A 21,843-nucleotide genomic window follows, 5' to 3' on the forward strand; every position below is an offset into this window, starting at 1 on the left:
TGCTCAATACCATTGCTTTTGCTCAAGTTTCCCCAAATTGATAGGGATAGCTATTTTTATTACATCACATTGTGAAACAATAATGGCAAATAATTTTAAGAAAGTTGGAACTTTCGGTATTTGGCTTAGTCACAATAGTGCTCTTGTAGACGGTGGTGTCAATACTACATTTCGCATAATTAGTACCCATATCTGTGAAGGTGAGGGTTATAACAATAGGAGTACCCGCTCGAATGAACGAGCAGCTAACCGATCAAGTGTTGATTGAGCGAGTTCAGAGTGGAGATAAGCAGGCATTTAACTTACTAGTGGTTAAGTATCAAAACAAAGTTTGTAATCTTATCTCTCGATACGTGAATAATTCCGGTGATGTACCTGATGTAGCACAAGAAGCTTTTATTAAAGCTTACCGCGCGATACCTAACTTTCGTGGCGAGAGTGCCTTCTATACATGGTTATACCGAATTGCCGTGAACACCGCTAAAAATCATATCGTTGCCCAAAGCCGTAGGCCGCCAGCAACCGATGTAGATGCAGAAGATGCAGAATATTACGAAACAGGCAGCGCGTTAAAAGAAATATCGAACCCTGAGAACTTAACGCTGTCTAAAGAATTGAAACAAGTTGTTTTTGGAGCGATTGAAGCGCTACCAGAAGACTTAAAAACTGCAATGACGTTGCGAGAGCTCGAAGGTTTGAGCTACGAAGAGATTGCAGAAGTAATGGATTGCCCTGTAGGAACCGTACGTTCGCGTATTTTCCGAGCTCGTGAAGCGGTGGAAAAGAAAATCAAACCTCTTTTGCAACGCTAGAACTTGTAATAATTATGGTGAAAATAATGGCTGATAAAGAAAAGCTTTCGGCACTCATGGATGGTGAAACGATCGATAAAGCTCTCATTGTAGATCTAGAATCTGATCAAGAAAGCATGGATACTTGGCAGAGTTACCATTTAATTGGTGATGTTATGCGTGGGGATTCGCCAGAAACTCCAGAGTGGAACATTGCTAATAGTGTAGCGGCAGCGCTTGAGAACGAGCCTGCACATGGTTCAATGTCGAACCTGCACCAAGTGAATGTTGAACCTACTGTTGCTCCAATTGAAGAGCAACCTAAACCTCAGCAAGCGAAGCGTCAGCTTCCGGCGTGGTTACAACAGTTTGGACAAGTTGCCGTGGCAGCGTGTGTTTCATTAGCCGTTGTATTAGGTGTTCAACAATATGGTGGTAGCGACCCTGCAGCACCAGAGCAGTTGCCTGTACTCCAGACGATTCCATTTGCCGGTTCTGCGGAACCAGTAAGTTTAACGCGTGACTCTGTTGAGAAACCAGCATCTGAAGCTAACTTGCAAGAGCAGCGCAAACGCGTTCATGCATTGTTAGAAGATTATGAGCTGCAGCTAAGATTAAACAGTGATGCATCGCCAATGCAAGATGCACATCTAGAATCGGACATTGAATGAAGAAAATCCTGGTCAGTGCACTGACACTGTTCAGCTTGATGTCTCCAACAGCCTTTGCAGAGGAAACCACTGCAAAGGCCTTGTTGCATCAAATGAACGAGGCCAGTCAGCATCTAAATTACGAACTCTCCTACATTTTGATAAAGAAGAGCAGTATTGAGCCTCTTGTTTATCGCCATGCGGTTAACGACGACCAACAACTTGCACACCTTGTTTATCTAAGCGGCCCTGTTCGTGAAGTCATTCGACGTGGCAACGAAGTTAGCTACATCGAGCCGGGTACAGAGCCATTTACTATTCAGTCAGGCAGCATGGTTGCGCCTGTTATTCCGATGATTAATCGAGATATCGAATCTCTGAATCAGTACTACGACTTTGTGAAAGTTGGTCGCTCTCGTGAAGCAGGTAGCACCACTCAAGTGCTGCGTGTCGTGCCGAAAGATGGCCTTCGCTACTCTTACGTGGTTTGGGTAGACGAAAAAACGAATCTTCCTTTGCGTGCCGACCTTTTGGATCGTGATGGCGAAGTGCTTGAACAGTACCGCACTATCTCTTACGTGGTGAACGATAAGATTGCTGAGGCTATGGGTGGCTTGAGCCAAGCTCAATTGCCGAAAGTTTTATCATTACCGGAAGGCTTAGTGAGTGAAACTAACTGGCAAGCGTCGTGGATTCCTGAAGGGTTTAAATCAAAAGAGCTTAGCCGCTATCAAATGGCTGCGACCGATAAAATGGTTGAAAGTCAGCTTTTCAGTGATGGACTGTTTAACTTTTCGGTTTATATCGCGGAAAAAGATGAGCATTCATTGAAAGGGCAGCTGGTGCGTCAAGGGCGTAGAACCTTGCACAGCTTAGTGATTGGCGATAAAGAGATCTCTGTGGTTGGTGACATTCCGCCGGCAACTGCAAAACGTATTGCTCAGTCAGTTACATTTAATAAATCGGTACAAGCGCAATGATGACCGCGCTGGCGACCGTTAGCTCGGTTGAACAAAAAGGTAAGCAATACTTTGTTCAATTGAGCTGCGAACAACAAACCAGTTGTAGCAGCTGTTCTTCTCAAAAAAACTGCGGTACGGGTATTGTGACCAAGGCTGTTGGCAATAAATCTTTGTTTTGGCAGCTTAAAACCAAAAGCTTAGTCAAAGCTGGACAAATCGTAGAAATTGGCTTTCCAGAAAAAAGCCTACTTCAGTCGGCGGCGATTGTTTATCTCATCCCACTTTTCATGTTGATGATTGGTGCTGGTTTTGGGCAACTCTTGTTACAACCCTTACTCCAGAGGGGCGAGGGCATTGTTATCTTAAGTGCAGCACTGTTTACTGCTGGTGGGATTGCCTTAGCGAAGCGGTTAGCCAAACCCATGGAAGACAAATCCAAGCAAGAAGTCGTCTTGATTCGAATCCTAGGTGAGTCTCTCGTCTAATTTATGATGCTTCTTGCCCTTAAATTGGGTAGAATCTGCCAACTTGATTGAAATGCCGCCACCAATGCTGACTGTAGATTGGACGCGTCGCGGCTTTCTTATTATCCCTATTCAAAGAGTTTAGTCACACCAAGCCTATGAAGCACATTCGTAATTTTTCGATTATCGCCCACATCGACCACGGTAAGTCGACCCTTTCTGACCGCTTAATCCAAGTTTGTGGAGGATTAAGTGAACGTGAGATGGCAGCTCAAGTCCTCGATTCTATGGATATAGAACGCGAGCGTGGTATTACAATTAAAGCGCAGAGTGTGACTTTAGATTACAAAGCTAAAGATGGTGAAACTTACCAACTTAACTTTATCGACACTCCTGGACACGTAGACTTCTCTTACGAAGTATCTCGTTCTCTAGCGGCTTGTGAAGGCGCACTACTTGTAGTGGATGCTGGCCAAGGTGTTGAAGCACAAACTCTAGCAAACTGTTACACAGCAATCGAAATGGAACTGGAAGTAGTGCCAATCTTGAACAAGATTGACCTACCAGCTGCTGAACCAGAACGTGTTGCTGAAGAAATCGAAGAGATCGTTGGCATCGATGCGATGGAAGCGACTCGCTGTTCTGCGAAAACAGGTTTGGGTGTTGATGATGTTCTAGAAAACATCGTGACGGCAATCCCGCCACCGGAAGGTGATCCTGAAGCGCCTCTACAAGCGTTGATCATTGACTCTTGGTTCGATAACTACCTTGGCGTAGTTTCTTTGGTTCGTATCAAAAACGGTAAGCTGAAGAAGAACGATAAGATCAAAGTAATGTCGACAGACCAAGTATGGGGTGTTGACCGTCTAGGTATCTTCACGCCTAAGCAAATCGATACTACAGAGCTAAATACTGGCGAAGTAGGTTGGGTTGTTTGTGGTATTAAAGACATCCTAGGTGCACCGGTTGGTGATACGTTGACGCTTGCAAAAGGCGGCAGCACTGAACGTCTACCTGGTTTCCAAAAAGTGAAGCCTCAGGTATACGCTGGTCTATTCCCTGTATCATCTGATGACTACGAAAACTTCCGTGACGCGTTAGGCAAATTAAGCCTGAACGATGCATCACTGTTCTTTGAACCAGAAAGTTCAGCAGCACTTGGTTTTGGTTTCCGTTGTGGCTTCTTAGGAATGCTTCACATGGAGATCATCCAAGAGCGTCTAGAGCGTGAATACGACCTAGACCTAATCACAACTGCTCCAACAGTAGTGTATGAAGTTGTAAAAACAGATAAAACGGTTCTTTACGTTGATAGCCCGGCTAAACTGCCAGCGGTTAATGACCTAGAAGAAATTCGTGAGCCAATTGCACGCTGTAATATTCTGGTACCTTCGGATTACCTAGGTAACGTAATCACACTGTGTGTTGAGAAGCGTGGCGTACAAGTAGACATGGTCTACCACGGTAACCAAGTTGCTGTGACGTACGATCTTCCTATGGCAGAAGTAGTTCTAGACTTCTTCGACCGTCTGAAGTCAACGTCTCGCGGCTATGCATCATTGGATTACAACTTCCAACGTTACGAGCCATCAAACATGGTACGTGTAGACGTACTGCTGAATGGCGAAACAGTTGATGCACTAGCTATCATTACGCACAAAGATATTGCTCAGTCTCGTGGTCGTCTACTGGTAGAGAAGATGAAAGAATTCATCCCTCGTCAGATGTTCGATATCGCGATTCAAGCAGCGATTGGTAACCACATCATTGCTCGTTCTACAGTGAAACAACTGCGTAAGAACGTAATCGCAAAATGTTACGGTGGTGATATCAGTCGTAAGAAGAAACTTCTTAAGAAACAAAAAGAAGGTAAGAAGCGTATGAAGCAGATCGGTAACGTTGAACTGCCTCAAGAAGCTTTCCTTGCAATCCTTCATGTTGGCAAAGATTAACTTTATCCAGCATTAAACGAATAATTGAAAGTGAAAGAGTAGCTCGCTACTCTTTCACTTTCGTTATTTTTAAAGAAATGAAATTTAAGGGATATCAATGGCTAATACATTTTCGCTTATCTTAGTGATCGTAACTCTAGTGACCGGCATTGTATGGGCGTTGGAAAAGTTTGTGTGGGCGAAGAAGCGCCAGCAAAAGCTTGCTGACGTTGAAGCACAATCGAATGGCCTAGACGCTGAAACTAGCGCAAAAGTTACGGCTCAACCTTGGTGGGTTGAGAACAGTGTGTCCATTTTCCCGGTAATTGCATTTGTTTTGGTTCTGCGTTCATTTATTTATGAACCGTTTCAAATCCCTTCTGGCTCGATGATGCCAACGCTTTTGGTTGGTGACTTCATCTTGGTAGAGAAGTACGCGTACGGTCTAAAAGACCCAGTATGGCGCACTCAACTGGTAGAAACGGGCAAGCCAGAGCGTGGTGATTCAATCGTATTTAAGTACCCACCTCAGCCTAACATCGACTACATCAAGCGTGTTGTTGGTATGCCAGGTGACACCATTCGCTACAGCAGTCGTAAAGAGATCTGCATTCAGGCGAAGGGTACAAGTAGCTGTGAACCAGTGAAACTAAGTAATGTTGAAGAGAGCCAATTTATTCAAGATGGTGTGCCTCTGATTCAGCTGAACGAACAGCTTGGAGACGTAGAACACCAGATTTTAGTTAACCCATTGCGCCGCGATCGTGTGCAAGCATATCAGCCTCGCAATGGTGTTAACGAATGGGTCGTTCCAGAAGGCCAGTACTTTGTGATGGGTGATAACCGTGACAACAGTGCCGATAGCCGTTACTGGGGCTTTGTCCCTGAAGCAAACCTTGTTGGTAAGGCCGTTGCTATTTGGATCAGCTTCGAATTCGAACGCGGTTCAGACAGTGTACTTCCAACATGGATTCCTACTGGTGTGCGTTTTAATCGCATCGGTGGGATTCATTAATCGATCACATAACACATCGAGAGAGCATGAATTCTCCAATTGATAAACTAGAGAGAAAGATTGGCTATCAGTTTAATGATGCCGATCTTATCCACTTGGCGCTGACTCACCGCAGCGCCGCAGGTAAACATAACGAACGTCTTGAGTTTCTGGGCGATTCAATTTTAAGTTTTGTTATCGCTGATGATCTTTACCACCGTTTTCCTAAGGTAAACGAAGGTGATATGAGCCGCATGCGCGCAACATTAGTACGTGGTCATACATTGGCAGAACTAGGTCGTGAATTCGAACTAGGAGATTACTTAAAATTAGGTCCAGGTGAGTTGAAGAGTGGCGGTTTCCGTCGTGATTCTATTCTAGCGGATGCGGTTGAAGCGGTCATCGGCGCTGTCTATTTAGATAGTGATACCGAGACGGTTCGCGGCATTATTTTAAGCTGGTACCAATCTCGCCTAGATGCTATTCAGCCTGGAGTATCTCAAAAAGATCCGAAAACTCGCCTACAAGAGTTTTTGCAAGGTCGAAGAAATCCTCTACCTGTCTACACAGTGACTAATATTAAAGGTGAAGCACACAACCAAGAGTTTACGGTTGAGTGTGAAGTGGCAGGTGTGGATAAACCTGTTATCGGTAAAGGCACTAGCCGCCGCAAGGCAGAACAAGCGGCTGCTGAAACAGCATTAGAGCAACTAAGCAATGTCTGATAACAACCAAGATTTCGATATCGATGCATTCTTTTCATCTGATAGCAAAAAAACAGGCCTACCGGAAAACCAACACTGTGGCTTCATCGCTATTGTCGGTCGCCCAAATGTAGGTAAGTCGACGCTTCTGAACCATATTCTGGGTCAGAAGATTTCTATTACATCACGTAAACCACAGACGACACGTCACCGTATTATGGGCGTTGAAACTGAGGGTGATTACCAAGCGATCTTTGTTGATACTCCTGGACTTCATATTGAAGAAAAGCGTGCCATCAACCGCTTGATGAACCGTGCGGCGAACAGCTCATTGAGTGATGTAAACCTAGTATTCTTCCTTGTCGATGGTACTCACTGGACTGACGACGATGAGATGGTTCTGAACAAACTGAAGAAGACTGACTTCCCAGTTGTACTTTGCATCAACAAAGTAGATAACGTTCAAGACCGTACTAACGTGATGCAGCACATGATGGAAGTCTCTAAGAAGATGGACTTCATTGATGTAGTGCCAATCTCAGCGAAGCAAGGTAAAAATATTGATGTACTGCGTAAGCACGTACGTGAACATTTACCTAAAGCGACACACCACTTCCCTGAAGAATACGTGACTGATCGCTCGCAACGTTTTATGGCCTCTGAAATTATCCGTGAAAAGCTGATGCGCTTTACGGGTGACGAGCTACCTTACTCGGTAACGGTTGAAATCGAACGTTTCGATTACAACCCAGATAACGATGGCTTCCACATCAATGCACTGATTCTTGTTGAGCGTACAGGCCAGAAGAAAATGGTGATTGGTAAAGCGGGCGAGAAGATCAAAACGATTGGTCGTGAAGCGCGTATCGATATGGAAGAGCTATTCGGCCGTAAGGTTTACCTAGAGACTTGGGTCAAGGTTAAATCTGGCTGGGCTGATGATGAGCGTGCACTTCGCTCGTTAGGCTACATCGACGATCTATAATATATTGAACGTCACTTTCTGAGATTAAGAAAGTTGAACTGAAGATAAATCCAAGAGAGAGTGCGAACTCTCTCTTTTTGTATCTGTAATAAGGGTAAGTGATTGAGCGAAGGGTTACAGCGATGCTTTGTGTTGCACCGTCGACCATACAGTGAGTCGAGCCTGATCTTGGACGTCTTCAGCGAAGAGTTCGGTCGGGTGACGTTGATGTCTAAAGGCGCTCGCAGCAAGCGTTCCAATTTGAAAGGTGCATTACAACCTTTTACGCCGCTATTGCTTAAGTGGTCTGGTAATGGTTCGATGAAAACCTTACGCCAAGCTGAACCCATCAGCTTGGGGCTCCCTCTCGCCGGTATTAATCTGTATTCAGGCATGTACGTGAACGAGCTTATCGGTCGGGTATTGATGGCGGAAGTACCGATGCCTGCACTTTTTCACGACTATCTTCATGCTTTAACAGAGCTGGCGCATAATGATAATCCTGAGCCAGCACTGCGTCGCTTTGAGCTGGCTCTATTATCTGCTATGGGTTACGGCGTCGACTTTTTACACTGCGCGGGCACTGGCGAAGCGATTGATCCGAGCATGACTTATCGCTATCGAGAGCAGAAAGGTTTCATCGCTTCAGTACGTCGAGATAACCTGACTTTTATGGGCGATGAACTTATTGCAATCAGCGAACGTAGGTTTATCACTAAAGAGCAGTTAAAAGCGGCAAAACGCTTTACACGCATAGCCTTAAAGCCGTATCTTGGCGGCAAACCATTAAAAAGTAGAGAGCTATTTATGCCAACAATAGCCCTCTCCAGAGCACGGAGTATTGGAAAATGAGCTCAATCCTTTTAGGCGTTAATATCGACCATATTGCAACACTACGTAATGCACGTGGTACTAAATACCCAGATCCAGTACACGCAGCTGAAATCGCTGAACGTGCTGGTGCAGATGGCATTACTATTCACCTGCGTGAAGACCGTCGTCACATCGTTGATCGCGATGTGCGTATTCTGGCTGAAACACTTCAAACTCGCATGAACTTGGAGATGGCCGTAACGGACGAGATGGTTCAAATTGCACTCGATACTAATCCTGAGTTTGTTTGTCTGGTTCCTGAAAAACGTGAAGAGCTAACCACTGAAGGTGGCTTGGACGTAGTTGGTCAACTAGAGAAGATCAAAGCGGCGACACAAAAACTGTCTGCAGCAGGTATCAAGGTATCTCTGTTTATCGATGCTGACCGTGAGCAAATCGATGCTGCAAAAGCGTGTGGCGCACCGTTCATTGAACTGCACACGGGTCACTATGCTGATGCTAAGACAGAAGAAGATCAACAAGACGAGCTTAAGAAGATCGCAGCAGGCGCAAGCTATGCAGATGACTTAGGTATCACAGTCAATGCGGGTCATGGTCTGACTTACCACAACGTAGCACCGATTGCGGCACTTCCAGAGATCTACGAGCTGAACATCGGTCACTCGATCATGGGACGTGCAGTGTTTGATGGCTTAAACAAAGCCGTTGCAGACATGAAAGCAATCATGGAAACAGCACGTAACAACGCTTAGTTCGGCAAGTCGTCGGCACTAAGCGATGTACAGTTAATCATTAGACAGAAGTTAAGTAGTAGAGGAAACATGGCAGTTGTTGGATTAGGTACAGATATCGCAGAAATCGAACGTGTCGAGAAGGCGCTGTCGCGAAGTGGCGACGCTTTTGCTCAGCGTATTTTGACGGATTCTGAGTTTGAAGTATTCCAACAGTTGAAGCAAAAAGGCCGTTACCTTGCAAAACGTTTTGCTGCTAAAGAAGCTGCATCTAAGGCGTTAGGTACGGGGATTGCGCTGGGTGTTACCTTCCACGACTTTGAGATTTCAAACGATGAGCATGGTAAGCCAGTATTGAGCTTACACAAGAAAGCGCGTGAAATCGCAGAGGCGAATGGCACAACATCGATTCATCTGACTATCTCGGATGAGCGTCACTACGCTGTGGCAACGGTGTTACTCGAATCGTAAACAGATTATCGCGACTTTATATCTAGTGCTCTTGGCTCTAGACAGAAAAAAGCAGAGCTCATGAGCTCTGCTTTTTTATTGGCGGGTAAACCCTCTAAAGAATACTAGTGAGTAACAAGTACCCGCTAGGCCTTCGCCTGTTTCAAGTAGTGAATCGCGGTTGCTTGAACCTTATCTAATTCATCCTGAAGCTCGAAAAGCTCAGGTTCAATGTCTTCAACAGAAGTACCTGAACGCAGCTCTTTCTCTATTGTCGCACATACCGATTTTAGCCTTGGTACGCCGCTGTACGAGCTGCTGCCATGCATCTTGTGAATGATGTGTATCAGCTCTTCAACTGGATAGTCACTGTCTTCTATCGCTTTGTCTGCTGCCTCATACACCTCTGGAATAAAGTCGACGAGCATTTGCAGCATATCGCGTGCGAGGTCTTCTTTATTGGCGGCTTGTTTCATCGCAGCTTGCCAATCAATGATGATGTTTGTGTGTACGCTGGCTTCAGTTTCTGACACTGGACCGTTGTCGACTTCAGCGGAGACCGCTGGGTGGTCTGGATCTATTTTTTCGATGTGCTCAACCTCAGAGGTCGGGCTCCAATGAATCAGAACCTGCTGTAAAACATGCTCTTCAATCGGTTTGGTTAGGTAGTCATCCATGCCCGCTTCAAGCAGTCGATCACGCTCGCCAATCATTGCATGTGCGGTCACGGCAATCACTGGAGTGTTCGCATTGTTCGCCAGTTTTTTGATGTTCTGACAAGCGGTTACACCGTCCATCTGTGGCATTTGAATATCCATGAAGATGATATCAAATGGCGTCTCTGTCGCTTTGTCTATCGCCTGCTGACCACTGGTACAACTGATGACGGTTTCTACACGCTCTTTAAGCAGCGCGGTAATCAACTTAAGGTTGGCTGGGTTGTCGTCTACTGCCATCACAGTAAGCGGTAACTTCTCTTCAGAATGCGTTTCAATCGCTGGTGCAATCAAGGTAGGTGCCTGATTCGATACCAGAGTTTGCAGCAACTTCTTACGAGAAAGAGGCTTGGTGATGCACTGAACATCGACCTCTTTCATTAGTTGCTCACCCAACGCTAGCTCGGTACTTGGTGTACCAATAATCACGTTTTGAGCAATCTTCTTCGCACCGATCGCCCAACCACTCACAGTATCAAATTGATACTCTTGGTTGGCGGCTAGGTTAAGCAGAACGTAGTCATACGAGGTCGTCTCATCTGGCATCACCGAACGATACGTTACCACTAAGCCTTCTTGGGTTAGGATTTGCTGAGTAATCGATGCCGCTTGCATGTTTGGCTCGATAAGCAGCAGTTGTTTGTCTTGCAGACACTGCGTCTCAATCAGCTCTGTCATCGGCATATCAGTCGTTGATAGTCTCAAGGTGAACCAGAAGGTAGAGCCTTGGTGAAGACGACTGGTTAGGCTGATCTCTCCGCCCATTTGGCTGACCAGTTTTTGGGTGATAACCAGACCTAATCCTGTACCACCATAGCGACGAGAGATACTTGCATCGGCTTGGCTGAAAGCTTGGAAAAGCTGAGCTTGTTGACGCTCCGAGATACCAATACCCGTATCGCGAACCATGAACTGCAGCTCGATGTTGTCTTCGCTTTGTGAACGCAGCTCAACGCTGATATCAATATTGCCGCGCTCGGTAAACTTGATTGAGTTACCCACTAGGTTGGTTAGGATCTGCTGAATACGCAGTGGATCGCCCACCACACCTGGCGGTACTTTAGGGTCGATCTTCAGTGTCAGTTCTAGGCCTTTCTCATGAGCGTTGGTTGCTTGAAGGTTTACTACCTCTTCAAGGCTCGCTTGGAATTCAAATGGGATGTTCTCTAGGGCTAATTTACCGGCTTCAAGTTTCGAGAAGTCCAAGATATCGTTGATGATGCTAAGCAGGTTGTTTGCCGAGCGTTCAATGGTTTGCAGGTAATCGGTTTGACTGTTCGATAGGTGAGTCTTGAGCATTTGACGAGTAAAGCCAATCACACCGTTCAGCGGCGTTCTCAATTCGTGAGACATATTCGCTAAGAACTCAGACTTAACACGAGCCGCTTCTTGAGCGCGTTTCTTCGCGATGTCTAACTCAACGTTTTGAATCTCTAGCTGTTCAAGAGTTTCACGCAAATCTGATGTGGCCTGGTCGATACTGTGCTGCATCTCGACGTGATACTCTGATAGCGATACCGCCATCGCATTGATACCGTTTTTCAGCGAGTCTAGCTCACCATGCATCTTACCTTCGATACGCACATCTAGGTGACCTCGACGAATTCGGTCGACCATGTTTTTCATGTGTGTGATCGGTTGAGTGACATCGTGCATTAAGCGGAACGCAAACACGCCCGATAAACCAAGCCCGAGAATCAACACTAAGAATGCAGAGAACACTTCTTGATATTGCTGCAATCGAAGTGATGAAAGATCTAATTCAATCGCAATGTAGCCGATCGCTTGATTAGCTTGAGACTGACCGTTGGCTGAATTGATGTACTGGCCTTCGGCGATGATAGGTGTCCGCAGAATCAGCGTATTATCGAGAAGGTTCGATGAGCTTAAATGCGGGATCGGTTTATCTTTGGGGTAGGTCAGGCTTTCAAAATCGGGGTGGAAGTTTGAGGTTACAAACAACTCATGACGCTCATCAAACACCGCGATACTGCGCACTAGCTTAGAATTCTTTCGATGCGCATAGCTAATAAGCTGACGAACAGACTCTCGACTTTCGAGCTTCATGCCTGATTCACTCGTAATCGCAAGTGGCTCAATGATGCTAGTACCAGTGTTAACCACTTGACCTTCAAGGTCTTGATAGCGGTTAAATGAGAAAAATGCACTCAATAGCAACCCAATAATCAGGGTTGGAGCTAGAGTTAAGGTAATTACACGGGCTCTTAAGCCATATCTGGTCATGTTCTTTAATTACATCGAGGTCTGGATATGGGAAAATAACGCACACAATGGCGGTTAAGTGAACGGTAAGCTTAATCAAAGCCGTGACGTTCGACAATGATTCCAAGACATAATAGTGAGTCCTGGATACCAATTACTTATTAAAAGATACATTAGGCACAAGCAATGGCACGTTTTTTCCAACCAAAAAAGAAAACTCAACTCGAGACCAAGCATCAATCGGTTTTGGTTGAACGAATGGATCACAATGGCGCTGGCATCGCTTATCAAAAGAATAAACCGGTTTTCATTGATGGCGCATTGCCCGGTGAGCAGGTGGTTATTCAACTTACTGAGAGCAAAAGTAAGTTTTCGCGAGCTAAACTCATCAAGTTATTGAAGCCGAGCGAGCAGCGTTTAAAGCCGTTTTGTAAGCACTTTAATCAGTGTGGTGGCTGTCACCTTCAACACCTAGGTTACTCTTCTCAGGTTGAGCATAAATCGCAATCTCTGACGCACCTGATGAGCCAATACCAAACGGCGAACACTGAAGTTGCACAACCTATTGTCGGTGATGAAACCGGTTATCGACGTCGCGCACGTATCAGCCTATTTGTTGATAAGAAGACACAACAGCTTCAATTCGGTTTCCGTAAGAAGCAGAGTAAGCAGATTGAAAACATCACCGACTGTGCCGTGCTTGATCCTCGCCTTAATGTGTTGCTGCCAAAACTGAAAAATTTACTGAACACTTTCAACAGCCTTACGTCTTTAGGACACGTTGAATTGGTGTTGGGCGATACTGGCCCTGTTATGGTGCTACGTCACCTTAAGCCTCTGGTTGAAAAAGATGAGCAAGCGCTGATTGCGTTAGCAAAAGAAGAAGGCGCTACGCTGTATTCGATGCCTGAAACCGATAAGTTGGTTCGCTTAGTCGGCGATACACCTTCTTACAGCGAAACTGGCGTGACGTTACCGTTTGAGCCAAACCACTTTATCCAAGTAAACCAGAAAGTGAATCAGCAGATGGTGGCTCAAGCGATTGAGTGGCTAGAGCCTCAAGCGGATGAGCGAGTGCTAGACCTGTTTTGTGGTCTCGGTAACTTTAGTCTGCCTATCGCGCAACAATCGGCGTTTGTGGTTGGTGTAGAAGGCGTTGATGAAATGGTTCAGCAAGCCGCATCTAATGCAGCGTTAAACCAGTTAAGCAATACGGAATTTTACCAAGCTAACCTTGAAGAAGACTTATCTTCACAGCCTTGGGCAAAAGAGAAATTTGATAAAATCTTACTTGACCCAGCTCGTGCTGGAGCGAGTGGTGTTGTTGATCAAATTTCAGCGTTAGGAGCGAAGCGTGTGGTTTATGTTTCGTGTAATCCTGCTACTCTAGCTAGAGATTCAGAGAGCTTAGAAAAGCAAGGCTACCAATTAGCCAAACTTGGTATGTTGGATATGTTCCCACACACTAGCCATTTAGAATCGATGGCTCTCTTTATCAAGGCTTAAAGGCCCGTAAATAAGGCTTAAAAATGAATGACAAAGGCGCAGGGACACCTGCGCTGATATCAATATGGTCGAACTAACTTGGAACCAGTTAGTCATATTGAATTGGGTATAAAACAGAATAACTAGGAAGGCACGATGGTTGCGGTACGAAGCGCACATTTAAACCCAAGCGAACAGTTTGAGCTAGAAAGTTGGATTGCGTCATTAAAGCAAGACGCAAAAACCTCGAATAAACTGAACAAAGTTTATCGTCACTGTGAAGAGCTATTAAAAGATCACGAGCAAGCATCACTCTTGCTATGGCGTGGACGCGAGATGATTGAAATCTTGGTCACGCTGTCGATGGATCGTGCAACATTAGTCGCAGCACAACTCTTCCCAGTGGTATCAAGTGGCGTTTTTGAACGCGAAGCCTTCGAAGAACGCTACGGCAAAGAAATCGTTAAGCTGATTGACGGCGTTGAAGAAATGGCGGCCTTGGGCCAGCTAAACGTGACCCTTGAAGGCAGTGCAGCCTCGGGTCAAGTCGATAACGTTCGTCGCATGCTATTAGCAATGGTTGATGACTTCCGTTGCGTAGTCATCAAGCTAGCGGAGCGAATCTGTAACCTTATTGAGGTGAAAAAGGCACCTGATGCTGTGCGTCGTGCGGCAGCAAAAGAATGTTCTAACATCTATGCACCACTGGCTAACCGTTTAGGTATCGGCCAACTTAAGTGGGAAATCGAAGATTACGCATTCCGCTACCAACAACCAGATACCTACAAGCAGATTGCAAAACAGCTGTCTGAGCGTCGTATCGTTCGTGAACAATACATCACAGATTTCGTTGATGATTTAACCGCAGAAATGCAGCGTTCAAACATCAATGCTGAAGTGAGTGGCCGACCAAAACACATCTACAGTATCTGGCGCAAAATGCAGAAGAAAGGCTTAGCCTTCGATGAGCTTTTTGACGTACGAGCAGTACGTATTATCGCTGATCAGCTGCAAGACTGTTACGCCGGCCTTGGGGTGGTACACACTAAATACAAGCACCTCCCGAGCGAATTTGATGATTATGTGGCGAACCCTAAGCCAAATGGTTACCAGTCGATTCATACCGTAGTACTTGGCCCTGAAGGCAAGACCATTGAGATTCAGATCCGTACTAAGCAAATGCACGAAGACTCTGAGCTTGGTGTGGCGGCGCACTGGAAGTACAAAGAAGGAGCTTCAAGCGGCCGTAGTGGCTACGATGAGAAAATCACTTGGTTGCGTAAACTTATCGACTGGCAAGAAGAGATGTCGGACTCTGGCGAGATGCTGGATGAGGTACGTAGCCAAGTCTTCGATGACCGTGTATACGCATTTACTCCACGTGGTGACGTGGTCGACTTACCAATGGGCGCAACCCCGTTGGATTTCGCCTACCACATCCACTCGATGGTCGGACACCGCTGTATCGGTGCCAAAGTAGCGGGGCGTATCGTACCGTTCACTCATAAACTATCGATGGGCGATCAAGTTGAGATCATCACGCAGAAAGAGCCGAACCCATCTCGTGACTGGTTAAATCCAACCACAGGTTTTGTTCATTCTGGTCGAGCTCGAGCGAAAATCAACGCTTGGTTCCGCGCACAAAGCCGTGAGAAAAACCTAGAAGCGGGTCGTGATATCCTGGAAGTTGAGCTAGCGAAAGTAGGCGCAACCCTAAAAGATGCTGATCAATACGCACTAAAACGCTTTAACGTGAATACGCCAGACGAACTCTATGCAGGTATTGGTAGTGGCGACTTGCGTATTAACCAAGTGGTTAATCACATCAATGCGCTAGTGAATAAGCCAACGGCGGAAGAAGAAGACAAGAAAGCGCTAGAGAAACTGCTTGAGTCGGAAAACAAGCCGGCACAACAGAGTCGTCCGAAGAAAGATGCGGTAGTGGTTGAGGGCGTTGATAACCTAATGACGCACCTAGCGCGTTGCTGTCAGCCAATCCCAGGTGATGTGATTAAAGGTTACATCACTCAAGGTCGTGGTATCTCAGTGCACCGCGCTGACTGTGAACAGCTAGGCGAGCTAAGCGTGCATGCGCCAGAACGTATCATTGATACCGTTTGGGGTAATGGCTTTGTCGGTTCATACATCCTAACGCTGCGTGTTGAAGCGCTAGAACGTAATGGCTTGTTGAAAGACATCACCTCACTGTTCTCGAATGAAAAGATCAGCGTGACCACAATGAAGAGCCGCATCGACTACAAGCGTCAGCTATCGGTAATGGATTTCGATTTGGAAGTGACCAATATTGAAATTCTGAGTCGCGTTACCAGCCGAGTAGAACAAATCAAAGATGTTATGTCAGTCAAAAGGTTGGGGTAGGCCAAAATACTATCCACGTCATTCCCTACAGTGAGGGACGAACGTGATAGGGAATCTCGTAAAGCGATTTGAGATCCCCAACTCGCTCATTCTTCGCTCTTGGGGATGACGGAAAGAATAGAAAGGTGAGTGGTTTTGGCTGCTCGCCTTTTTTAGTTTTAGAAGACGTTATAAATTTAAAAATCAAAGACAGTGAATAGGAAGAAAACGATGAATCACCCGATTGAACAACTTGAACAGATTATGACTAAGCTGCGCGATCCAGAAGGTGGCTGTCCTTGGGATTTGAAACAAAATTTTGAAACAATTGTGCCGCATACTATCGAAGAAACCTACGAGGTGGTGGACGCGATTCACAACAAAGATTGGCCGAACCTACAAGAAGAGTTGGGTGACTTGTTGTTTCAGGTGATCTTCTATAGCCAGTTAGCGAAAGAACAGGGGTTGTTTGAGTTCTCTGATGTGGTTGATGGCATTAACGAAAAGCTAACACGCCGTCACCCGCATGTGTTCTCTGATACTGAGTTTGCCAGTGATGAAGAAATCAATGCCAATTGGGAAGCGGAAAAAGCCAAAGAAAAAGCACAAGCAGGCAAAACTCAAGAAAGTATTCTAGACTCAATACCAAACTCTCTACCTGCACTTTCGCGTGCTACAAAAATTCAAAAGCAGGTCGCGAAATATGGCTTTGATTGGGACTCAATTGGCCCAGTCGCCAATAAGGTATTAGAGGAAGTGGACGAGGTGCTAGAAGAAGCACTTCAAGTGACGCCAAACGAAGAATTGGTTGAAGAAGAGCTGGGGGATTTACTGTTCGCGACCGTTAACTTGGTACGACATTTAGGTAAAAACCCAGAATCGGCACTCAATAAAGCCAATCTCAAGTTTTCGCGTCGCTTTAAAGGGGTGGAACAAAAAGTTCGTCAGCAAGGTAAAAATTTGACCGATTTTTCACTACAACAGCTTGATTCCATGTGGGGTGAAGTCAAAGTGGCGGAGAAAAGATAACCAAAGCTTTTATCATGAATTGATTTGAAGCAAAAAATAAAAAATAGCAGTGTGATAGATTTCACGTTGTGGCGATAAGGGGCTTCTGGTATATTTTCATCCCGTCCAGAAGTAGTCCATTTCCCTCATTCAACCAATTTCAGGTTAAACATGACGACAAATTACATTTTTGTTACTGGCGGGGTTGTATCCTCTCTAGGTAAAGGTATTGCTGCAGCATCTCTTGCGGCTATTTTAGAAGCTCGTGGTCTTAAAGTGACTATGATGAAGCTTGACCCTTACATCAACGTTGATCCAGGCACTATGAGCCCGACTCAGCACGGTGAAGTGTTCGTTACGGAAGATGGCGCTGAAACAGACCTTGACCTTGGTCACTATGAGCGATTCATTCGCACCAAGATGACTAAGCGTAACAACTTCACTGCAGGTCGTGTTTACTCAGACGTACTCGCTAAAGAGCGTCGCGGTGATTACCTAGGTGCAACTATTCAGGTTATCCCACACATCACTAACTCTATCAAAGAGCGTGTAATTTCTGGCGCAGCTGGCCACGATATTGCGATCGTTGAAGTTGGTGGTACGGTTGGTGATATCGAATCTCTACCATTCATGGAAGCGATTCGTCAGCTAGCAGTAGAACTAGGCCGTGAACGCGCAATGTTCATGCACCTTACTCTAGTGCCATACCTAGCAGCTGCGGGCGAAGTGAAAACTAAGCCAACGCAACACTCTGTAAAAGAGCTACTGTCTATTGGTATTCAGCCAGACATCCTAGTTTGTCGTTCAGACCGCAACATTCCTTCGAACGAGCGTAAGAAAATTGCTCTGTTCTGTAATGTGCAAGAAAATGCAGTTATTTCTATGCGCGATGTTGACTCTATCTACAAGATCCCTCAGCTTATTAAAGCTCAAGGTACTGATGAACTTGTATGTAAGCGTTTCGGCATCACAGCTCCAGAAGCAGACCTGTCTGAATGGGAACAAGTAATTTACGAAGAAGCTAACCCAACGGGTGAAGTGACGATTGGTATGGTTGGTAAGTACATTGAACTACCAGACGCATACAAATCAGTAAATGAAGCGCTAAAACACGCGGGCTTGAAAAATCGCCTAAGCGTTAATATTAAATACGTAGATTCACAAGACGTTGAGTCTCGTGGCGTAGAAGTTTTAGAAGGCCTAGATGCAATCCTAGTTCCTGGTGGCTTTGGTGACCGTGGTGTTGAAGGTAAGATTCTTGCTGCTCAATACGCTCGTGAAAACAAAGTACCGTACTTAGGTATCTGTCTAGGTATGCAAGTAGCACTTATCGAGTACGCTCGTAACGTTGCGAAAATGGAAGGGGCACACTCTTCTGAATTCTGTACTGAAACTAAGTACCCAGTTGTTGGTCTTATCACTGAGTGGACTGATGGCGAAGGTAAAGTTGAAGAGCGTACAGAAACATCTGACCTTGGCGGCACAATGCGTCTTGGTTCACAGCTTTGTCACCTAGCGAAAGGGACGAAAGCTTACGAATTATACGGTAGCGCGACGATCCATGAACGTCACCGTCACCGTTACGAAGTGAACAACAATCTTCGTCCACAAATCGAAAAAGCGGGCCTAAAAGTATCGGGTCTATCTGCGGACAAGAAACTGGTTGAAGTTATTGAGAACCCGAACCACCCATGGTTCGTTGCTGCTCAATTCCACCCAGAGTTCACTTCAACACCTCGCGATGGTCACCCATTGTTTGCAGGTTTCGTTAAAGCGGCTGGTGAGTTCCAGCGCGGCGAGTTAGAGAAGTAAAAAGGAATACAGGTAGCTGCGTAAGTTGTGCTGCTACCTTTAAATTTGACATTTATATATTCAACGAGAAGGAAACATTCAATGTCTAAGATCGTTAAAGTTCTAGGTCGTGAAATCATCGATTCACGTGGTAACCCAACTGTAGAAGCTGAAGTACACCTAGAAGGCGGTTTCGTAGGTATGGCTGCTGCTCCATCTGGCGCATCTACTGGTTCTCGCGAAGCTCTTGAGCTACGTGACGGCGACAAATCACGTTTCCTAGGTAAAGGTGTTCTTAAAGCTATTGAAGCTGTAAACGGCCCAATCGCTGAAGCTCTAGTTGGTACTGACGCTAAAGCACAAGCTGACGTTGACCAAATCATGCTTGACCTAGACGGTACTGATAACAAGTCTAAGTTCGGCGCGAACGCTATCCTAGCTGTATCTCTAGCTAACGCAAAAGCTGCTGCTGCCGCGAAAGGCATGCCTCTATACGAGCACATCGCTGAGCTAAACGGTACTGCTGGTCAGTTCTCTATGCCTCTACCAATGATGAACATCATCAACGGTGGTGAGCACGCAGATAACAACGTTGACATCCAAGAGTTCATGATCCAACCAGTTGGCGCTAAAACTCTTAAAGAAGGTCTACGTATCGGCGCTGAAGTATTCCACAACCTAGCTAAAGTTCTTAAGTCTAAAGGCTACAGCACTGCAGTTGGTGATGAAGGTGGTTTCGCTCCTAACCTTAAGTCTAACGCTGAAGCTCTAGAAGTTATCGCAGAAGCTGTTGCAGCTGCTGGTTACGAACTAGGTAAAGACGTTACTCTTGCTATGGACTGTGCAGCATCTGAGTTCTTCGACAAAGAAGCTGGCATCTACAACATGAAGGGCGAAGGTAAAACTTTCACTTCTGAAGAGTTCAACCACTACCTAGCTGAGCTAGCGAACAACTTCCCAATCGTTTCTATCGAAGACGGTCTTGACGAGTCAGATTGGGATGGCTTCAAGCACCAAACTGAACTTCTAGGCGACAAGCTTCAAATCGTTGGTGACGATCTGTTCGTTACAAACACTAAGATTCTTGCTGAAGGTATCGAGAAAGGCGTAGCTAACTCTATCCTTATCAAGTTCAACCAAATCGGTTCTCTAACAGAGACTCTAGCTGCTATCAAGATGGCTAAAGACGCTGGCTACACTGCAGTAATCTCTCACCGTTCTGGCGAAACTGAAGATGCAACTATCGCTGATCTAGCGGTAGGTACAGCTGCAGGTCAAATCAAAACTGGTTCTATGAGCCGTTCTGACCGTGTTGCTAAGTACAACCAACTTATCCGTATCGAAGAAGCTCTAGGTTCTAAAGCTCCTTACAACGGTCTTAAAGAAGTTAAAGGTCAATAATTCGTCCTATTTGGCACTGTAGCTGCGTTAACTGCAGAAGATTCACTAAGTCACATAGGAAACTATGCTCCATAGCTGAATCTTCTTTGTTGCCTTGCTACAGCACCAACTAGTTAGAATTATGCACTAATACTTTTGAATGCCTCGCTTATGCGGGGCATTTTTTTGTCTGTAGAAAACTGAATGAAAGAAGCTCTAGGCTCTAAAGCTCCTCCTTGTCACATATAAAGTTCGTCATTCCCTAGACTGACGAAGGAAGGAGTAGGGAATCTCATTGTTTTCCTGACAATGACTCCCCGACTTATTGATTCCCTGACACCACATATCTCGCACCAATAAGCTCATTATGGTATATATGTGCCTTATTCTAGTTCCTTCTTTTTCAACCGGCGAAAGGTGTTATGCGAATTTTTGCTTTAGTACTGCTCATAGTGTTTGGCTGGCTACAACACACACTGTGGCTCGGTAAAAATGGTATCTCTGATTACTACGGTGTGAACAACGAAATCCAAGTTCAACAGCAAGTAAATGAAAAGCTGCATATTCGAAATGCAGAAATGTTTGCTGAAATTGACGATCTACGCCAAGGCTTAGACGCGATAGAAGAACGCGCACGTCATGAACTTGGAATGGTCAAAGAAGGTGAAACGTTTTATCGCATCATTGGTGAGGAATCCCATTAATGTCGACTCAACTTCAAAGCGTGATTGCCGTTGTACCTGCGGCGGGCGTCGGTAGCCGAATGAAGGCAGACCGCCCTAAGCAATATCTCAAGATTCACGACAAAACAATTTTAGAGCACACCATTGAGAAATTACTGTCTCACCCACAAGTCGCTCAAATTGTCGTTGCGATCAGCGATGATGACCCATACTACCCTGATCTAGCACTCAACCTGAACCCGCAAGTGATCAGAGTGTCAGGCGGAAGCGAGCGAGCGGACTCTGTACTCTCTGCGCTAAACTATATCGCTGAGCAGCAGCTTAGTGATTGGGTAATGGTTCACGATGCGGCAAGGCCGTGTGTTCAGCTAAGTGATATCGACAAGCTAATTTCCGGCGCGATGAGCCATGATGTGGGCGCTATTTTAGCGGCTCCAGTTCGTGACACGATGAAGCGCGGTGCCCAAGGGCAGATCGAGCATACCGTTGAGCGTGCCGATTTATGGCATGCACTTACGCCGCAAATGTTCAGAGCAAAGCCTCTGTGGAAGGCATTAAGTGAGGCGTTGCAACAAGGCGCTTCAATTACTGATGAAGCCTCAGCCTTTGAATGGAAAGGTTTATCGCCCGCTTTAGTGGCAGGGCGTTCAGATAATTTTAAGATTACTCAGCCTGAAGATTTAGCGCTTGCTGAGTTCTATTTAAGTCAGAATAAGGAATAATG

19 protein-coding genes are annotated in these 21,843 nt (G+C 45.7%); 18 read left to right on the top strand and 1 reads right to left on the bottom strand.

Annotation, left to right across the window (positions count from 1 at the left end):
- Positions 1–233: 233 nt before the first annotated feature.
- The 11 genes from rpoE (at position 234) to acpS (ending at position 9,496) form a co-directional block, all read left to right on the top strand.
- Positions 234–812 carry an RNA polymerase sigma factor RpoE gene (gene rpoE, locus AB4154_RS18125; RefSeq protein WP_008223963.1) on the top strand — a complete coding sequence of 193 codons (579 nt, stop codon included), beginning with the start codon at positions 234–236 and terminating at the stop codon, positions 810–812.
- A 26-nt stretch (positions 813–838) separates the two neighbouring features.
- The gene (locus tag AB4154_RS18130; RefSeq protein ID WP_017063205.1) at positions 839–1,462 is read left to right on the top strand and encodes a sigma-E factor negative regulatory protein; all 624 of its coding nucleotides are present in this window, start codon (positions 839–841) and stop codon (positions 1,460–1,462) included.
- Positions 1,459–2,421 (top strand): sigma-E factor regulatory protein RseB, encoded by a 963-nt coding sequence (gene rseB, locus AB4154_RS18135; protein ID WP_017059047.1) that lies wholly within the window; start codon positions 1,459–1,461, stop codon positions 2,419–2,421. Before AB4154_RS18130 ends, rseB begins: the two co-directional genes overlap by 4 nt.
- On the top strand, positions 2,418–2,888 hold the full coding sequence (locus tag AB4154_RS18140; protein ID WP_372123739.1) for a SoxR reducing system RseC family protein: 471 nt from the start codon (positions 2,418–2,420) through the stop codon (positions 2,886–2,888). Before rseB ends, AB4154_RS18140 begins: the two co-directional genes overlap by 4 nt.
- A gap of 137 nt (positions 2,889–3,025) precedes the next feature.
- The gene (lepA, locus tag AB4154_RS18145; RefSeq protein WP_017059045.1) at positions 3,026–4,819 is read left to right on the top strand and encodes a translation elongation factor 4; all 1,794 of its coding nucleotides are present in this window, start codon (positions 3,026–3,028) and stop codon (positions 4,817–4,819) included.
- Positions 4,820–4,916: 97 nt separating this feature from the next.
- The gene (gene lepB / locus AB4154_RS18150) at positions 4,917–5,813 is read left to right on the top strand and encodes a signal peptidase I (protein ID WP_017068697.1); all 897 of its coding nucleotides are present in this window, start codon (positions 4,917–4,919) and stop codon (positions 5,811–5,813) included.
- A 26-nt stretch (positions 5,814–5,839) separates the two neighbouring features.
- Positions 5,840–6,517 (top strand): ribonuclease III, encoded by a 678-nt coding sequence (gene rnc / locus AB4154_RS18155; protein WP_017066012.1) that lies wholly within the window; start codon positions 5,840–5,842, stop codon positions 6,515–6,517.
- Positions 6,510–7,481 (top strand): GTPase Era, encoded by a 972-nt coding sequence (gene era / locus AB4154_RS18160; RefSeq protein WP_017059042.1) that lies wholly within the window; start codon positions 6,510–6,512, stop codon positions 7,479–7,481. Before rnc ends, era begins: the two co-directional genes overlap by 8 nt.
- 102 nt (positions 7,482–7,583) lie before the next feature.
- Complete coding sequence (gene recO / locus AB4154_RS18165; protein ID WP_019826299.1) at positions 7,584–8,312, top strand: DNA repair protein RecO; 729 nt, start codon at positions 7,584–7,586, stop codon at positions 8,310–8,312.
- Positions 8,309–9,046 (top strand): pyridoxine 5'-phosphate synthase, encoded by a 738-nt coding sequence (gene pdxJ / locus AB4154_RS18170; protein WP_017059040.1) that lies wholly within the window; start codon positions 8,309–8,311, stop codon positions 9,044–9,046. The genes recO and pdxJ overlap by 4 nt, the downstream gene beginning before the upstream one ends.
- Before the next feature lie 69 nt (positions 9,047–9,115).
- The gene (gene acpS, locus AB4154_RS18175) at positions 9,116–9,496 is read left to right on the top strand and encodes a holo-ACP synthase (RefSeq protein ID WP_017059039.1); all 381 of its coding nucleotides are present in this window, start codon (positions 9,116–9,118) and stop codon (positions 9,494–9,496) included.
- A 125-nt stretch (positions 9,497–9,621) separates the two neighbouring features.
- Here acpS and barA read toward each other — a convergent pair whose 3' ends face one another.
- Positions 9,622–12,435 carry a two-component sensor histidine kinase BarA gene (gene barA / locus AB4154_RS18180; protein ID WP_372123742.1) on the bottom strand — a complete coding sequence of 938 codons (2,814 nt, stop codon included), beginning with the start codon at positions 12,433–12,435 and terminating at the stop codon, positions 9,622–9,624.
- Positions 12,436–12,600: 165 nt separating this feature from the next.
- Here barA and rlmD point away from each other — a divergent pair, with 165 nt between their 5' ends.
- The 7 genes from rlmD (at position 12,601) to ispD (ending at position 21,841) form a co-directional block, all read left to right on the top strand.
- The gene (gene rlmD, locus AB4154_RS18185) at positions 12,601–13,920 is read left to right on the top strand and encodes a 23S rRNA (uracil(1939)-C(5))-methyltransferase RlmD (RefSeq protein WP_372116633.1); all 1,320 of its coding nucleotides are present in this window, start codon (positions 12,601–12,603) and stop codon (positions 13,918–13,920) included.
- A gap of 135 nt (positions 13,921–14,055) precedes the next feature.
- Positions 14,056–16,278 (top strand): GTP diphosphokinase, encoded by a 2,223-nt coding sequence (relA, locus tag AB4154_RS18190; RefSeq protein WP_372123745.1) that lies wholly within the window; start codon positions 14,056–14,058, stop codon positions 16,276–16,278.
- A 210-nt stretch (positions 16,279–16,488) separates the two neighbouring features.
- Positions 16,489–17,286 carry a nucleoside triphosphate pyrophosphohydrolase gene (gene mazG, locus AB4154_RS18195; protein WP_017068693.1) on the top strand — a complete coding sequence of 266 codons (798 nt, stop codon included), beginning with the start codon at positions 16,489–16,491 and terminating at the stop codon, positions 17,284–17,286.
- A 150-nt stretch (positions 17,287–17,436) separates the two neighbouring features.
- Positions 17,437–19,077, top strand: a complete 1,641-nt coding sequence (locus AB4154_RS18200) for a CTP synthase (protein WP_017063214.1) — start codon at positions 17,437–17,439, stop codon at positions 19,075–19,077.
- An 81-nt stretch (positions 19,078–19,158) separates the two neighbouring features.
- Positions 19,159–20,457 carry a phosphopyruvate hydratase gene (gene eno, locus AB4154_RS18205; protein WP_017059033.1) on the top strand — a complete coding sequence of 433 codons (1,299 nt, stop codon included), beginning with the start codon at positions 19,159–19,161 and terminating at the stop codon, positions 20,455–20,457.
- A gap of 401 nt (positions 20,458–20,858) precedes the next feature.
- Positions 20,859–21,140 carry a cell division protein FtsB gene (ftsB, locus tag AB4154_RS18210; RefSeq protein ID WP_010435786.1) on the top strand — a complete coding sequence of 94 codons (282 nt, stop codon included), beginning with the start codon at positions 20,859–20,861 and terminating at the stop codon, positions 21,138–21,140.
- Positions 21,140–21,841 (top strand): 2-C-methyl-D-erythritol 4-phosphate cytidylyltransferase, encoded by a 702-nt coding sequence (gene ispD, locus AB4154_RS18215; RefSeq protein ID WP_017059032.1) that lies wholly within the window; start codon positions 21,140–21,142, stop codon positions 21,839–21,841. Before ftsB ends, ispD begins: the two co-directional genes overlap by 1 nt.
- Positions 21,842–21,843 lie beyond the last annotated feature (2 nt).

The organism is Vibrio sp. 10N.286.51.B11 (genome assembly GCF_041469245.1).
GTDB classification, from domain to species: Bacteria; Pseudomonadota; Gammaproteobacteria; order Enterobacterales; family Vibrionaceae; genus Vibrio; species Vibrio crassostreae_C.